We start from the raw sequence: 16,014 nt of genomic DNA on the forward strand, positions 1-16,014 counted from the left end.
GACCCGGTGCTGGCAGAGCGCGCCCGTCGTGTCACAGAAACAGGAGATGTCGATGCTGCGTACAGTTGTCTTTGATCTGGACGGGACGCTGGTTCACAGCGCACCGGACCTGCAGGCCGCCGCGAACCGGATGCTCGCTGATCTGGGGGCCGCACCGCTGGATATGGAAACCGTGATTTCGTTCATCGGGCGCGGTGTTGCCGTGTTGGTGCGGCGCTGTCTGACCCATGTCGGTCTGGATACCGACCCGGACGCTGCGCTGGCGATATTTGAGGCGCATTACGCCCGCGACCTGACCACGCTGACCCGGCCCTATCCGGGCGCCGAGGTGATGCTGGCGACCTTGCGGGATCGGGGGCTGACGCTGGGACTGTGTACCAACAAACCCGAGGGGCCGGCGCGGGCGCTGTGTGACGCACTGAACCTGACACAGTATTTTGATGTCATCGTCGGTGGGGACACGCTGACGGTGCGCAAGCCCGATCCCGATCCGCTGTGGCATGTCATCACGGCGCTGGGCGGCAAACTGCCCGAAACGCTATATGTTGGGGACAGCGAAACCGACTACCTGACAGCGCGGCGCGCGGGTGTGCTTTTTGCCTTTTTCGAGGGGGGATATCAGCCGGGCGAGATCGCAGGATTCAAGCCGAATTTCCGGCTGGCCCGGATTGAAGATCTGGGGAAGTTGCCGGAACTCAACCCTAAGATTTGACCGGATCGGCCGCAAACGTCACACCAACGTCGCAACCGTTGCAATTCGGCCACAAATAGGTATTATGCATTGGAGCAGTCAAAAAGAATATTTAACGGTGGCCGATGTCAGAAACAGGCGAACAGATCGCGGCTTTGCCCATGCGATGGGACAAGTCGGGCAATCTCAAAATTTTACTTGTAACCTCACGTGATACAGGCCGTTGGGTCATGCCCAAGGGGTGGACCATGGACGGTCACAAACCTTGGGCCGCCGCCGAGATTGAGGCATTGGAGGAAGCGGGGGCCAAGGGCTATATCGCGCGTGAGGAAATCGGCACCTATCGTTACCCCAAGATCCTGGATGGCGGCGGGATCATACCGTGCCGGGTGCGGGTTTATCCGATGATCGTGGAAAAGCTTTTGAAGCATTGGAAGGAACGGCACGAACGCACTCGGCGTTGGTTCAGTCCGAAATCCGCCGCGCGTAAAGTGGACGAAGAAGACCTGTCGAAGCTATTGAAAAGCCTTTCCAAAAAGCCGCGCAAGCAACCGGTGATCCAGGAATTGCTCCGCGCGTCGTGACGGCGATCAGTCGACCCGCAGACCGCTGGCCACATGGTCATGGCGATTCAGTGGACGGATTGCCTGCCATCTCGAATTGCGAGGTCATCGGAAACAGCGCTTGCGCGGCGGTGGGTGAGTTTTGCAATGCCTACCCAAGATAGATACCAGGCGTTTGGCTGCGGTGGTGCTGATGGGCTGCAGGCGCGTGTCGACATTGAACCAGCGCGCAATCTGATCGACGATTACTGTGTGTGGATGTATCCGCTCCGCTAAGTATGGCGCCGCCCGCCGGGGAGCAAGCGATCACTTGCCCCCGGTGCGGGCGGGCCTGCTAACGCATCGGCATAAAGAGCAGCGTCAGCACAAACAGTCCGGCCCAGAACCCGATTTCCAGGGTTTCTGTCATAGGTTGCGTGCCTTCTGCCCAGCCCCAGATATGGACCACGACCATAAACACGCAAAAAACCGCAAAAAACTCTAGCATGGTGGTGGCCCCGGTGCCGTAAATCCCGGCGCGCAGGAAAAACAGATTGGTGACAATGGCAAAGGCGCCAAGGCAGCGAGCAAAGTACCACGCCAGATCGGTGTCGTCAGGGATGCGCCAAAGCAGCAGTTTTGCCCACATCCCCGGTCGCAGAAAGATTGGCAGGCTGAAGGCGAAAAACGTGATTGCGGTTAACACCAGAATATAGCTGCTGGAATGCGCGGACCAAAGGCCGATCATGTTCATCTCGGCCCCCTTCAGAACAGCTTCGGCGCGTATTTCCACGCGTCGGCATCTGGGGTCACGGAATCGAGGTCATACTGGTTTTCAATCAGATGCCGCGCCGAGGTATCGCCCAGATTTGCTGCACGTTCGATCATCTGCCGTCCCTGCGCGTCATCCTGCGCCACCCCGCGACCGCGCAAAAGATCCAGCCCGTAGTTGAACATACCAACCTCGCTGCCAAGTGCCGCTGCCCGCCGGTCCCATTCCGCCGCTGCCTTTGGGTTTTCCGGCCCGGCCAGGCCGTTGTCGTCCATCCAGGCCAGCCATGTCATGGCCTGCGCACTGTTTAGTCGCGCGGCTGCGCCTTCGAAGATGCGGCGCGCTTCGGCATGCAGACCGGCCTTGGCCGCGCCGTAACCCAGGGCGTATTCCATCGGATGCGCTTGGTCATGCGACAACCGGTCGAGCAACCCGTTCAACGACAGTTCTTCGGGGTTCAGCGTGCCTAAATCGTCGGCTACGGTGTCCGACTGGGCGACGGTCGCGGCACACAGGGCCACTGTAAATGTCAGGTGTTTCAGCATCATGTCCTCCTCTTGGTTGCTGGTTCTGGGCGTGGGGACAGATTGACCTGCGCCGCCGGTAGATGGGTCAGCCGGTTGCAAGAGAATTGCAAGAATTCTGCAAGTTCAGCCGGTATAGCGGTATCCGCGCCCATGCACTGTCTCGATCACACCGGGATGACGGCGGTCCGGGTCCAGTTTGCGGCGCAGGGTCAGGATGTGCTGCTCCAATGCGCGGCTGTTGGCGTGAAATGTCTGGCCCCAGCCGGTGTCATACAGGTCATCTTTGGAACAAACGTCACCCGATCGGCGGCGGAAAATCTCGATCAACTTGAGATCGCGCAGGGTCAGATCGCTGAGTGTCCCGTCGCAGTCGACCGTCATCTGACGCGGGTTGATGGTTGTGTGACCAAAGCCAAAACTGTCTGGGTCGGGGGGCGTACCATGCGCCGAACGTGCCGGTCGGGCCATCACTGCGATCCCAGCGAGGGCGCAGAGCAACACACCGCCAACAAGCAGGATCAGCGGCGTGTGGTTGGTATCGCCCTCAATCAGGAAACGGTGATCGTCTGCCACACGCCCGAGCGCCGTGGCCAGGTCGGGGCCACTGATATCCAAACAGCGCAGTGGCGTGCATTGATAGTAGCGCTCTGCGCCTTTCGACGCGATATCCCACACTGGCGTCGTCGACGTGGCTCTGAGTGCGTTCAGGCGTTCGATGTCTGACAGGATGTGCTCTTCGGACACATGGGGAATGGTGTTGGCGGGGGGAAAGACACGAGTGCCGCGGCTGTCCCAGATCACCATTGTCTTGATGATCGGTTCGGCCCAGATCGCAAATCTCAGCGCGCTGGGATCAAGCGACATCCAAGGTGTCACCAGACGATCAAGATAGTCATCCGGCGTGTCGATTGTACCGCCAGACAGCGGCAGCATCAGGGCAGATATGATCAGAGCGCGGCGCAGCATGTGACATCAATGCGCAAGGCCACGTGGCGTGGCAATTGGGCGTTGGTCGGTACTGCACGCCCGGCGGCGCCAGGCGATGGGTCCGTCAGGGAATAGGGGGCGACCGGGTGAAACTGAAACGGCGCGGCGTTGCCGCCGCGCCCTCAATCACAATGTCTGGTCTGGTTCAGTGGCGGCGCTGATCAGCCCTTGGGGCGTCTGGGGACATCGTTGCCGCCCGGCTTTCCTGCGGGTTTGCCCGTAGACTTCGCACCCGGTTTGCCAAAGGGCTTGCCACCGCCAGGTTTCGCGCCCGGTTTAAAGCTGCTCTTGCCGCTGGGTTTACCCTTGGCGCCGGGGGGCACAAAGCGTTTCGACGTGTCAGTCGCTTTGGGCTCCGGGGCTTTGGCGGGGCCATCGGCGCGGGCATATGATTTGCCTGCGCCCCCGTCGGTGGATTTTCCATATGGTTTGCCGCCGGGCTTGCCATCAGATTTGCCAAACGGTTTGCCGTGGGGGCGGTCCTCGGACTTGCCATACGGTTTCCCGCCGGGTTTTCCAAACGACTTGCCACCGGGTTTTCCATCCGGCTTGCCATAGGATTTGCCGTGGGGTTTGTCGCTGCTGCGGGCTGGACCTCTGGCATCATCGCTGCGCGGCGCACGCGGCTTGTGAATTTCTTTGTGCGCTTCTTCTGGCGGATGCTTGGGCTCGGACGCCGTATCGGCGTAAGACCGCGGGGTGCTGCGTTCATAGGCGGGCTTGGGGCCTGAAGCCGGGGCCGAGCGCGGAGCGCGACGTTCGCGGGGACCAGAATCTCGGGGACCAGAGTCACGACGGGGCGGAGCCGAAAGCGTGGGCGGTGTGGCAAGCCGGGTGATGGTGACCCCGCCCTCAAGCTCGCCCGCGTCACCGATAGCGGCGACAAAGCGGTCGGCATCGGCGGCAGCAAGTTCAACAAAGCTCTCGGTTTCCTGCACCCGGATCGCGCCAAGGCTGTTCTTGTCCACATCACCCGCGCGGCACAGCAATGGCAGCAGCCAGCGCGCTTCGGCCCGCTCATTGCGGCCAACCGAGACGGTGAACCAGACTGACGGGCCGAATTCGCGCGGCGCGCGTTCGGCGCGGGCAGGTTTGGAGTCGGGGGGCGACAGATCTTCGGGTGCAGAGCGGCGCGACTGATGCAGCCGCAGATAGGCGGTGGCCAGCTGCATTGGCGTAAACGTCTCGCTTAGCTTGGTGGCAAAGGCCTCTTGGTTTTCGTTGGCGGCTTCGGTCCAGGCCGGGTCGGTCAGCAGACGCTCTTCTTCGCGCGCGACGATGTCATCGGCCGACGGGGGCACGGTCCACTCGGCCGTCAGCTTGGCGAATTTCAGCAGGCGCTGTGCCTTGGAACGCACCTTGGGTGCAACGATCAGGGCGGAAATCCCCTTGCGGCCCGCGCGACCGGTGCGGCCTGAGCGGTGCAACAGCGTTTCCGAATTCGACGGCAGTTCAGCGTGAATCACCAGCTCAAGATTGGGCAGGTCGATGCCGCGCGCCGCCACATCCGTCGCGACGCAGACACGGGCGCGACCATCGCGCATGGCTTGCAATGCGTGGGTGCGTTCGGATTGCGACAGCTCGCCGGACAGCGACACGGTGGCAAAGCCGCGGTTGGTCAGACGGGCGGTAAGGCGGGCGACCATGGCGCGGGTGTTGGCAAAGACCAGCGCGTTCTGGGCGTCATGGAACAGCAGCAGGTTAATGACGGCATGTTCGGCATCGTGTTGCGATACGTTGAGCGCCTGATATTCGATATCCGCGTGCTGTCGGGTGCCGGCGGCAGTGTTTACGCGGGCGGCGTCGCGCTGATATTGTTTTGCCAGCGTGGCGATCATCGGCGGCACGGTGGCCGAGAACATCAGTGTGCGGCGGTCATCCGGGGATTCGCCCAGCATAAACTCTAGATCTTCGCGAAAGCCAAGGTCGAGCATCTCGTCCGCTTCGTCCAGCACGATGGCGCGAATACCCGACAGATCGAGCGAGTTACGCTGGATGTGGTCGCGCAGACGACCGGGTGTGCCGACAACAATATGCGCGCCGCGCTCCAGCGTGCGTTTCTCGGTGCGCATGTCCATGCCGCCGACACAGGTCGCGACCTGTGCACCGGTTTTGGCGTAAAGCCAGGTGATTTCGCGCTGCACCTGAAACGCCAGTTCGCGGGTCGGTGCCACAATCAGCGCCAGCGGCGTGGCTGCGCGGCCCATGCGGCCATCTTCGTCCAGCAGCGTATCGGCAATGGCGAGGCCAAAACCCACCGTTTTACCCGATCCGGTCTGGGCCGACACCAGCATGTCGCGGCCCGCAAGCGCGGGATCGGTCACGGCCTCTTGCACCGGAGTGAGAGTTTCGTAGCCTTTTTCGGCTAGCGCATCGGCGAGAGTCTGGATCATGTGGCAGTGTCCTGATAGCATCCGAGGCCGGGCGGCTCGGCCAAGCGTCGGTCCCTAATGCGGATTGCCCCCATTGTATAGGGGCGATTGCTGCATCGTGCAATCCGCGCCGGTTCCGGCCCCGTGACGTTGGGGCGCGCGGCTCAGCTGCGCAGGTCGCGCAGCGGTGAGCGGCGCATCGCCAGCAGTGCAGGCAGCAGGGCGCAGAGCAGTGCCAGCGTCAGAAACCCCGCCGCCAGATGCAGTTCGGTCCAGCCCGGCGCGGCGCTGATCTGGATCGAGGTGCGTGCGGTCAATATCCGCGATAGCATCGCGGCCGCACCGATCCCAAGGCCAAGGCCCAGAACGGTACCAATCGTCAGCAGGGTGGCGGCGTAGCTCCAGACCACGGCCAGCAGGAACCGAGGCGCCGCGCCAAGCGCGCGCAGCACGGCAAGGTTGCGGGCAAACAGTCGGGCGATCATCATCAGCCCGGCCAGAATAGCCACGGCGACAAGGATCTGGCTGACAATTGTCAGCAACGACATCGCCGCGCGCACATCCGCCGCCAGCCCGTGCAACTGGCTCAGCACCGCGCCGGGAAAGAAGGCCATCATGTCCGCGCGCGAAAATTGAGTGCGCAGGGCGTAGCTTTGATAGATCTGTTCGGGCTTGATCAGGACGGCGGGGGTGCCGGGGAAAAGGTCAGGCGTAAAGGGCGGGCCGATCTGTTCGGCTGTCGCGGCGTTGTGACCATTGGCCAGTCCATGCAGTTCCCATACGATTTCGACCGGGACAAGGATCGCGCGATCCCACGGGCTGCCGGTGGGGGGCAGCTTTCCGACCACCTTGTAGTGAATATCGTGATGCTCGTGATCGTCGTGGCCATCTTCGTCGTCGTGAACCTCGGCTTCGATCTCGACCGCGCCATGGCTTGGCACAACCTCATCCCCGATCTCGACAGGGGCAAAGGCCCCAGCGACTGCCTCTTCATGGGCACTGAACATTCGGCCTGCAATCCGGTCGTCGGACAGGTGGGTGACAAAATCAGCGGTCGTGCCGACAACCGGATGGCCCTGCCAGTTGTCGCCAAAGGCCAGCGGCGCGGCAAAGCTGACACCATCAGCTTGTTCGATCTCGGCATATTGCGCGCCACTCAGCAGCGGCAGGTCGTTGGGCTGAAGGTAGACAGCGGTCAGCAGCGATGTGATCTCGGACCCGGGCGCGGTGACGATCAGATCGAATTTGTCTGCGGCGCGGGCGCTGCCTTGTCGCAAGGCGCGCTCTTGTGCGGTCAGCCCCACCCCCAGCGCCACCGAAAGCGCCACCAGCCCGATAAACACCAGATTGACCGGCGCAAAGCGGCGCAGCATGGATGTGGTAAGCGCGCCGGGGGCGAGGCCGCGTGACACCCATAGTGCGATCACCACGGTGGGGAGCAGGAGGGCGACCAGTATCGCAGTATCCTGAAGCGTGTTAGGCAATGCGACCCAGAGATTGGTCAGAATGTCAGGCAGCATGTTTGGGGGCCTCCGCGGTGCCATCGCTTAGCGTCAGGGTCTGGCCAAGCCGCCAGGCCAAAGTGTCGTCATGGGTCACGCAGATCAGGCCAAGGCCAGTACGCCGCGCCGCATCCAGCAGATCGTCCGTCAGCCGGTCGGCATTGGCGCGGTCAAGGCTGGCGGTGGGTTCGTCCGCGAGCAGCACTGCGGGGTTCTGTGCCAGCGCGCGGGCCACGGCAATGCGCTGTCGTTCGCCGCCGGAATAGGTCGCGGCGCGGCGCTGGTCCTTTGGATCCAGTCCAAGCGCGGCCAGTGCCGATGCCGCGCGATCCAGAATTTCCGCGCGCTCGGCTCGGGGGGCAAACAGCCGCGCGACAGCGGCATTCTCAAGCGCAGGAAGTTCGTCAAACAACAGGAAATCCTGAAAGATCTGACCGATATGGCGGCGGCGAAAATCGCCCGCTTTGGCGTCGGACAGGCACGCCAGATCGGTATCGCCCCATAGGATCTGGCCCCGCGCGACCGGCAAAAGCCCTGCCAACACATGTAACAGCGTGGATTTGCCTGCCCCTGACGGGCCACGAATGGCCAGGCTCTGACCCGCGGGAAGGGAAAACTGCGGCAGATCCAGCAAAATGCGACCAGACGGGGCGGTGACATGGATGTCGTGCAAGGTCAAAGTCAACGACGTCATCGGCTCAGGCCCGTGAGAAGGTTGCATTGGTGATACGCACCTTTGAATAAAAACCAAGCTCGGGGTCGGTGTAGTCCCCCAGATCTAGCGTGCCAGTTACATGGACCGGCACGTTGAACGGGATCACCTGCACTATGCGGCGGGCATAGATCGCAAGGATGTCGCGCGGCCATGTGGTGCCGGGTTCGCAGAACGGGCAGACAGCCATCGGGCGCTTGGTCAGCACAAAGAAATCGGATTCCGCCTTGAGCGGCGGCGCCATGAAGCCCGAGACCGTAATGCGCCCATCCTTGTAGGCCAGCGCCACGTCGGAAAAGCTCAGATCCTTGTTGTAGAGGTCACGCATCCTGATCGGACCTTCTTGCGCGGCATGTCCGCGGTATGGGGTCGCGAGGGTTGCGGCAAGCGCGGTCAAAAGGGTGCGTCGGTGCATCTGTGCTCTCCCTTCGGGGGGGTATGGCGGGGGTGGACGTCTTGCAGACAGTGTAGCGGAAAAACGCAAAACCGGGCCAAGAGGGTGGCCCGGTCTGATATCGTTCAAGCCGGGATTATTCGACGGTGACGGCCTGACGCATCACGTGGAAGATCACGTTCTGCTCGATCACACCGTTAAAGAGATGCGCCCAGGGGCCCTGTGCAAAGATTGCAACATCTTCACCCGAGTGGGTTTCCGACGAGGCGGGGATCAGCGCCTGCTGGATGTAGTCGGGATCCATTGCTTCTTCGTCGGTCACGTCGGGGCGAACGCCGGAATAGGTGCCGTCGGCCTGTTCCTTAAGAACCGAACCAACGCCGTTGAGGTAGCCGGCCACGGTGTAGGGCTTGCCATCGGCGCCAAGCAGCGGCTCACCGGTGTTCATCATGCCGTTATCGTTGATGTCCATGCACAGGCCGGTGATGTGCGATCCGCGTCCGCAATAGCCGTTGAACGCGATGGCATGTTCATGGTCCGCAGTCACGATGATCAGCGTGTCCTCGGGGTTGGTCAGCTCCATCGCCTTGCGGATGGCGGCGTTGAAGGCGACACCGTCCGTCAGGGTGCGGTGCAGGTTGCCATCATGGTTGGCGTGGTCGATACGGCCAGCCTCAACAGACATATAGAAACCGTTCTCGTTGGATGAGAGCGTCTTGATCGCTGCTTCGGTCATTTCCGCGAGCGACGGCTCGCCGGTGCGGTCCTGCTCGTACATCATGTGCGACGGTTCAAACAGGCCGAGGATCGGCGCGTTGGACCCTGTGGTGGTCAGCGCCAAGAACTCTTCTTCGGTCTGGGCGTACTGGGCTCCCATGGCCTGTGCTTCTTCGACCAGGTTACGGCCATCTGTGCGCTTGCCGGTCTTGCCTTCGGCATCAGTCACGTCTGTGCCGATAAAGTGACGGCGTCCGCCGCCCATGGCCACGTCGATCGTGCCGGCCTTCATGGCGGCGATCAGCTGGGCTGCGATGTCTTCCTGATTGGTGCAATCTTCGGGGACGGCAGTGTTGTCTTCCCAGTTGCGGTTCACGGTCTTGGAGTAGACAGCCGCCGGGGTGGCGTGTGTCAGACGTGCGGTCGAGATGACGCCGACCGATTTGCCCATGCCTGATACGATCTCGGCAAAGGTGGTCAGTTCGTGACCCTTCATGCCCGCGCAATCATTCACAGCGACAGCGTCAGAGACGTTGATCATGGTGTTCTTGGATTTGACGCCGGTGTTCATTGCGGATGCGGTGGGGGCCGAGTCAGGCGTCTGGCCGTTGGTTGTGTAGGTTTTCACCAGAGCCGAGTTCGGGAAAGCTTCGTGTGGCTGAACGAAATCGTCACCGGTGCCGCCGTTCAGCTGACCTTCAAACAGACGGATGGCGTAGTTGGTGCCTACGCCGTTCCCGTCGCCGGTGAACAGGATCACGTTCTTGGCGCGGCCCGTGTTGGGCATCGCGGCCATATGCGCGGCAATGGTGTCCTGGGCGGCTGTGAACCAGGGGTCATCGGCCTGTGCGATGGTCTGGGCAAATGCGGGGGCGGCGAGTGCGGCAAAGGCGACGCCAGCAAGAAGGGTGCGTGTCATAAAAGACTCCTGAGAACTTCGGTGGGGCCGGGTTAGTCGGAGTCTGTGACGGTTTTATTTGGCTTTTGTGACAGGTTGATGAGGTGTTCTTTTTCCGAGCTTTCCGGGGGCGACCCCGCGTTATGTACGCCTGAGGGCGTTGGCGTGGGCGGTGGGACTGCAAAAGGCCGCAGCGGGTGCTGCGGCCTTGGGACGTTTGATGTGATCTGAATGGAAGATTAATTCAGATCGCTGGAATAGGCTGTGTCCAGATCCGCTTCGGCCTCGGACACAGCGGTGGTCAGCGCCTCAAAGATCTCTGGCCCGCCTTCGACATTTTCCTGGAACCACGAATAAACCGGCTCGGCCGCCGCGCGGAACGCCTCTTTCTCTTCGGGGGTCGGCACGTAGAGATCGCCGCCCGCCGCGACGAAATCCTCATAGGCCTGGATCGACTTGCGCTTGGGCGAGGCAAAGGTGGCCTGCTGAAGCTCGGCAAAACCATCGACCACGACGCGGCGCATGTCCTCGGGCATCGACAGGAAATTTTCGTTGTTCATCACCCAGATGGCCCCCATGTAGGCGTGACCGTCGAGGGTCAGGTATTTCAGCCCGGCCTCTGGGAACTTCATGTTCATGATGTCGGTGATGCCGTTCTTGGACCCCTCAACCACGCCAGTCTGAAGCGAGGTGAACAGTTCCGGCCAGGAAATCGGCGTGGGTGACGCCCCCAGCGCCTTGACCAGTTCCTGCGGCAGATCGGCCACCACGGTGCGGATCTTAAGCCCGGCCAGATCCTCGGGCTTGGTCACGCGGTGCTGAGTGTTGGCAAAGTTGCGCCAGCCCCCCGTATTGCCGATGGTCATCACGCGGATGGTGTCGCCGGATGACGCCAGCGCCATGTCGCGCATGGTGCGGGTGAAATCGCCGGACAGCACCGCCTCGGCGACGCGGTCACTCGACATCAGGTATGGCAGGTCGAGCACCTGAACATAGGGAAAGATGCCGGCCGCCCCGCCAGAGGTGGTGACAAACACGTCGATCGACCCGTCCGCCACACCCTGAAGGCATTCCGCCCCGCCCGAGCAAAGCTGCGTGCCGATAAACAGCTCAACCGCGATGGCACCATTCGATGCGGATTCAACGTAGTTTTTGAACACGACAAGGCCGTCGTAATCTTCGTCATTGTCGTTCGAATTGGCGGTGGCGCGAATGGTGTATTCCTGCGCTGTCGCGGTCATGGCTGTGCCTGCGAGCAGGGCGGCGGTGAGCGCCGCTGTGGTAAGACCTTTGAGCATTCTGTGAACTCCCTATGCTGGATGGTCGGTGGATCAGTTGACGAACCCGAAGAGGCGCGGGACCGTCATGGAAATGGCCGGGATAAAGGTGATCAGAAAGATCACAACCACCTCGACCAGAAGGAAAGGCAGGATGGCGCGGGCGATGGTTTCGACCCGTTCGCCAGAGACCGAACTGGCGACAAACAGCACCAGCCCCATCGGCGGTGTGGCCAGACCCACGGTCAGGTTCACCGACATGATGATCGCGAAATGTACCGGATGAATGCCGAGATCGACAAAGATCGGCCCCAAAATCGGCCCCAGGATGATGATTGCCGGGCCTGCGTCCAGAAACATGCCAACGACAAACAGCAGCAGGTTGATCAGAAACAGCAGGACCAACGGATTTTCGGACAGGGCAAGGATAAACGCGGCCAGCTGTTCCGGCGCGTGAGACAGGCTGACGACCGTCTTGAATGCCATCGCGGCCCCCACCAGCAGTAGCACCACGGCTGATGTCATCGCTGCACGTGACAGCACATCGGGCAGGTCGCGCAGTTTCAGGGTGTTGAGGACAAACATGCCGATGAGGATGGCATAGGCAGCCGCGACAGCGGCGGCTTCGGTTGGGGTGAACACACCACCAAGGATGCCGCCAAGGATAATCACCGGCGTCAGCAGCGGAAAGAACGCGCGCAGCGATGCCTGCCCCTTTTCGCCCCAGGTCGAGCGGTTGCGGGATGCCGGGAAATCATAGCGGTCCGCCATGAATTTGACCATAATCATCAGGCCCAGACCGACGAGGATTCCAGGCACAATGCCGGCCAGAAACAGCGCTGCGACGCTTTCGCCCATGACATAGGCGTAGATGATCATGATGCCGCTGGGCGGAATGATCGGGCCGATCACGGATGACGCGGCGGTGATGGCCGCTGCGAATTTACGGGTATATCCCTCGCGCTCCATCGCCGGAATCAGCATCGAGCCGAGCGCCGAAGTGTCTGCCACGGCTGAACCCGAAAGGCCCGCAAACAGCATGGACGACAGCACGTTCACATGCGCCAGACCGCCGCGGAAATGGCCCATCATGGCCTGACTGAATTCCACCAACCGCATCGTGATGCCACCACGGTTCATCAGCTCGCCCGCCAGCATGAAAAACGGGATCGCCATCAGCGGAAAGCTGTCCATACCGTTGTAGACATTGCGATAGAGCAGCGACAGGTCACGTTCCTGCCCGTTCAGCATCAGTAGGATGCCGGGGGCGGCCAGCATGCCAAAGAAAACCGGCAGGCCGATCATCAGAAACACCAGAAACAGCGGCAGGAACCAGACCAGCATTTATTCGACCCTCAGTTCGGCATCGGCCAGCGGGCGCAGGTTGCGCTCTCCTCCGAACATGGCAATGACCGCGCGCAGGATAAGTTCGATATTGACGGCGAGCAGCAGGATCAGCCCGACATAGAGCGACATGTACATCCAGGCGAGTTTCAGCTTGAAACCCTTCATGCCGATCCATTCCATAGGCACCCGCAGCGAGGATGAGGAAAACAGCCAGCCGGAATTGACGTGTTTGATGCCCAGTTGCAGTCCGACCACCAGGACCATGCCAGACAGGATCAACAGGGTCAGCGACAACAATGCGGCCAGACTGCGCGGCAGTAACGCCGACAGCATGTCAATCGCCACAAATCCACCGCGGCGATAGGCCGAAGGCGCCATCAGCCCGGTCATCCAGAGCATGAGAAAGCGCGCGGCCTCTTCGGGCCAGGGCAGGGCGTTGTTCAGCACATAGCGGCAGAACACCTGCACCAGAATGGCGACCACCATCAGCGCAATCGCCACGATCGACACTGCGCGCCCCGCGCGCAGCACCACATCGTTGACAGCTTGCAGGGGGCGTAAAATCCCCAGCAATACGGCCATTGGCCTTCCTCCTCCCTGGCGCCCCGGTTTTTGTGTTATGGGGGCGGATTATGACACTTAGGCAAAACCGCCGTAGGTGCCGCTGAAAAACAGCAAAGGCGCACCCGGACGTGTGGACACGCGCGTCACACGCGCCACGACAATGGTGTGGTCGCCGCCATCATGTTCGGCAATCTTTGTACATTCAAACCGCGACAGGCAGCCTGACAACAGCGGCACGCCGGTCGGCCCGCGTTCCCAGTCGCCGTTGCCAAAGGCGGTACCATCGCGGGCAAAGCCACTGCACAGCGGGCCCTGTTCGGCGCCCATGATGTGGATCGCAAAATCCTGCGCCGCAGCAAAGAACCCATAGCGGGACGAGGTTTTTGCCGGTGCCCAAAGCACCAGCGGCGGGTCCAGCGACACCGAGGCAAAGCTGTTGGCGGTGATGCCCAGCGGACCATCAGCGGTATCACAGGTCACCACGGTGACGCCGGTGCCAAACCGGCCCAGTGCATCGCGAAAGGCGCGCGGGTCTTCGGTTGCGGGGTCAAAGTTCCGGGGTTGTGTGCTCATGCTGTCACCCGCAGCGATCCGATCGCAATTCTGGCATCTGACGTGCAAGCGTTTGTGTCATGCCACTTCATGGCCGATGGCGTGGGTGTATAGTTCAAACCAGGTCTCCCGATCCAATGTCACACGGGCAGCATCGCTTATCAGGGCGATGCGGTCCAGATTGTTGGTTCCAAGGACCGGCAGGATGCGTGCCGGATGCGCCAGAAGCCAGGCAATCGCGACGGCGGTTTCATCAACACCCTGTTCGTTGGCGACACGGCTCAGTGTTGTGCGCAGGTCGGCATGCTTTGTGTCAAAGAACAGCGATCCGCCGCCCAGAGGTGACCAGGCCATCGGCGCAATGCCGTTTTTCTGAAGAAATGCGATGTCGCCGTTGGTGAAAGCTTCGTTCGCGGCCAGCGAAATCTCGATCTGGTTGGTGGCCAGCGGCGTGGACATGGCCGATTGCAGCAGCGACCAGTCCCACGGGCGAAAATTCGACACGCCGACCGAGCGCACTTTGCCCGAGGCAACCAGTTCGTCCAGCGTGGCACCGGTTTCATGCGGATCCATCAGCGGATCAGGCCGGTGGATCAGCAACAGGTCGATCACATCGGTCTTCATCAGACGCAGCGATTGTTCGACCGAAGCTACAATATGCGCGCGCGAGGTATCGTAATATTTTACCCGCGCGGCAGAATGACGTCCGACCGGGGCGACAATGTCGCATTTGGTGATGATCTCGATCTTGTCACGCAGGGCGGGGGTGAGGGCATTGCCCAGCACCTCTTCGGCCATGTAGCCGCCATAGATATCGGCCTGATCCATTGTGGTAATGCCTTGATCAAGGCAGGCGTCAATCTTGGCCCGGACATGCTCGGGGGCGGTGTTTTCATCGTCGCTCAGCCGCCACATGCCATAGACAAGGCGGCTGAGGCTGACATCGGGGGTGATCTGAATACGGTCCATCAACGTCTCTTTCCTGCGCCAAGCGGCGTCTGCGGGGTCTTGGTGGGCACCCGGCCATAGGCCTGGGGCAGCGAACAGGTTTTCATTTGCTGCAGCACGCGACTGCCAAAGTGACGACATTCGTCGATATGCGGATAGCCGGACAGGATAAAGGCCCGGATGCCCATTTTCTGATAATTCTCAAGCTCGGACAGAACCTGATCCGTGGATCCGACCAGTGCGGCACCACAACCCGAGCGCGCGCGGCCAATGCCGGTCCAGAGGTGGGGTTCGATGAACCCCTCCATATCCGCCAGATCGCGGTTGCGGGCCTGATGCGACACCCCGAGCGAGGTCGAATCAAGCGCGCGGTCGCGGATCTGCTTGCCTGCATCGTCGTCCAGCTGGCTGACCAGATGCTGCGCGTATTCGCGGGCCTCTGCCTCGGTATCGCGGACGATAACATGCACGCGCAGGCCGTAATCCAGCGTGCGGTTGTGGCGGGCGGCGACAGCGTGAACGTCCGTCATGCGCTGGGCGAGGGCGTCTTTGGTTTCGGGCCACATCAGATACACATCGCAATGTTGTCCGCACAGTTCCAGCGCATCGGGGGAATAGCCGCCAAAATACAGCAACGGGCCGCCAGACTGATAGGGGCGCACCGGGTCGGTGGTCAGCCCCTCGAACTGATAGACCTCGCCTTGATAATTGATCTCGTCCTGGGTCCATGCCTGTTTCAGGATCTCGACAACTTCGCGCGACCGCTGATAGCGGAACGGCGATGGCTCTTTTTGACCGGGAAAGTCCGACGAGATAATGTTGACCGTCAGGCGACCCTCAAGCATGTGATCGAGCGTTGCAATCGTGCGGGCCAGCATGATCGGCTGCATTTCGCCACAGCGCACGGCGGCCAGCATGTTGATGTGGTCGGTGATCGGCGCGCAGCCAGCCACAAAGCTAAGTGTATCCTGACCAACCTGATAGGACGACGGGCACAGGATGTTGCGAAACCCCTGTGACTCTGCCTCTTTGACGATATCCGAGCAATGCGCCCAGGATGATCGCAGCGCCTCGTCGGGCACGCCCAGATAGGCGTAATCGTCTGAGCAGAGCGCCGAGAACCACGACACTTCGGCGGCGTCGAGGTCCGGTGAGGTGATCGGCACAATGGTCATTTGGATGTCCTCTGATGCGGAATTTGCGCTTGCGTAG

The 16,014-nt window shown here is 61.4% G+C and carries 16 protein-coding genes; 2 read left to right on the forward strand and 14 right to left on the reverse strand.

Going from position 1 to position 16,014, the window contains the following annotated elements:
* Positions 1-52: 52 nt before the first annotated feature.
* A complete protein-coding gene (gene gph, locus IMCC21224_RS07710) occupies positions 53-712 on the forward strand; it encodes a phosphoglycolate phosphatase (RefSeq protein ID WP_047994854.1) in 660 nt (219 codons plus the stop codon).
* A gap of 140 nt (positions 713-852) precedes the next feature.
* Positions 853-1,275, forward strand: a complete 423-nt coding sequence (locus tag IMCC21224_RS07715) for an NUDIX hydrolase (RefSeq protein WP_369796014.1) — start codon at positions 853-855, stop codon at positions 1,273-1,275.
* A gap of 313 nt (positions 1,276-1,588) precedes the next feature.
* On the opposite strand, the gene IMCC21224_RS07720 is transcribed toward IMCC21224_RS07715, so the two are convergent.
* The 14 genes from IMCC21224_RS07720 to IMCC21224_RS07785 all read right to left on the reverse strand — a co-directional run bounded on the left by IMCC21224_RS07720 (position 1,589) and on the right by IMCC21224_RS07785 (position 15,977).
* A complete protein-coding gene (locus IMCC21224_RS07720) occupies positions 1,589-1,987 on the reverse strand; it encodes a hypothetical protein (protein WP_197089183.1) in 399 nt (132 codons plus the stop codon).
* A gap of 11 nt (positions 1,988-1,998) precedes the next feature.
* Positions 1,999-2,553, reverse strand: coding sequence for a tetratricopeptide repeat protein (locus IMCC21224_RS07725; RefSeq protein ID WP_231582033.1), 555 nt, complete (start codon positions 2,551-2,553; stop codon positions 1,999-2,001).
* Positions 2,554-2,655: 102 nt separating this feature from the next.
* A complete protein-coding gene (locus IMCC21224_RS26425) occupies positions 2,656-3,498 on the reverse strand; it encodes a winged helix-turn-helix domain-containing protein (RefSeq protein ID WP_053078920.1) in 843 nt (280 codons plus the stop codon).
* Positions 3,499-3,680: 182 nt separating this feature from the next.
* On the reverse strand, positions 3,681-5,912 hold the full coding sequence (locus IMCC21224_RS07735; protein ID WP_047994856.1) for a DEAD/DEAH box helicase: 2,232 nt from the start codon (positions 5,910-5,912) through the stop codon (positions 3,681-3,683).
* Between the two features lie 143 nt (positions 5,913-6,055).
* Positions 6,056-7,411: an FtsX-like permease family protein gene (locus tag IMCC21224_RS07740; protein WP_231582034.1), complete on the reverse strand. Its 1,356-nt coding sequence runs from the start codon at positions 7,409-7,411 to the stop codon at positions 6,056-6,058.
* The gene (locus IMCC21224_RS07745; protein WP_047994857.1) at positions 7,401-8,087 is read right to left on the reverse strand and encodes an ABC transporter ATP-binding protein; all 687 of its coding nucleotides are present in this window, start codon (positions 8,085-8,087) and stop codon (positions 7,401-7,403) included. Before IMCC21224_RS07745 ends, IMCC21224_RS07740 begins: the two co-directional genes overlap by 11 nt.
* 4 nt (positions 8,088-8,091) lie before the next feature.
* Complete coding sequence (locus IMCC21224_RS07750; RefSeq protein WP_047994858.1) at positions 8,092-8,520, reverse strand: hypothetical protein; 429 nt, start codon at positions 8,518-8,520, stop codon at positions 8,092-8,094.
* A 115-nt stretch (positions 8,521-8,635) separates the two neighbouring features.
* Positions 8,636-10,135: an alkaline phosphatase gene (locus tag IMCC21224_RS07755; protein WP_047994859.1), complete on the reverse strand. Its 1,500-nt coding sequence runs from the start codon at positions 10,133-10,135 to the stop codon at positions 8,636-8,638.
* 218 nt (positions 10,136-10,353) lie between these two features.
* The gene (dctP, locus tag IMCC21224_RS07760; RefSeq protein ID WP_047994860.1) at positions 10,354-11,412 is read right to left on the reverse strand and encodes a TRAP transporter substrate-binding protein DctP; all 1,059 of its coding nucleotides are present in this window, start codon (positions 11,410-11,412) and stop codon (positions 10,354-10,356) included.
* 33 nt (positions 11,413-11,445) lie between these two features.
* Complete coding sequence (locus IMCC21224_RS07765) at positions 11,446-12,735, reverse strand: TRAP transporter large permease (protein ID WP_047994861.1); 1,290 nt, start codon at positions 12,733-12,735, stop codon at positions 11,446-11,448.
* On the reverse strand, positions 12,736-13,320 hold the full coding sequence (locus IMCC21224_RS07770) for a TRAP transporter small permease (protein ID WP_047994862.1): 585 nt from the start codon (positions 13,318-13,320) through the stop codon (positions 12,736-12,738). It lies immediately after the preceding gene.
* 57 nt (positions 13,321-13,377) lie between these two features.
* On the reverse strand, positions 13,378-13,875 hold the full coding sequence (locus IMCC21224_RS07775) for a flavin reductase family protein (protein ID WP_047994863.1): 498 nt from the start codon (positions 13,873-13,875) through the stop codon (positions 13,378-13,380).
* A gap of 57 nt (positions 13,876-13,932) precedes the next feature.
* Positions 13,933-14,823, reverse strand: coding sequence for an aldo/keto reductase family oxidoreductase (locus tag IMCC21224_RS07780; protein WP_047994864.1), 891 nt, complete (start codon positions 14,821-14,823; stop codon positions 13,933-13,935).
* A complete protein-coding gene (locus IMCC21224_RS07785; RefSeq protein ID WP_047994865.1) occupies positions 14,823-15,977 on the reverse strand; it encodes an LLM class flavin-dependent oxidoreductase in 1,155 nt (384 codons plus the stop codon). The genes IMCC21224_RS07780 and IMCC21224_RS07785 overlap by 1 nt, the downstream gene beginning before the upstream one ends.
* Positions 15,978-16,014: the final 37 nt, after the last annotated feature.

Origin of the sequence: Puniceibacterium sp. IMCC21224 (genome assembly GCF_001038505.1) — a bacterium.
Lineage (GTDB): Bacteria > Pseudomonadota > Alphaproteobacteria > Rhodobacterales > Rhodobacteraceae > Puniceibacterium.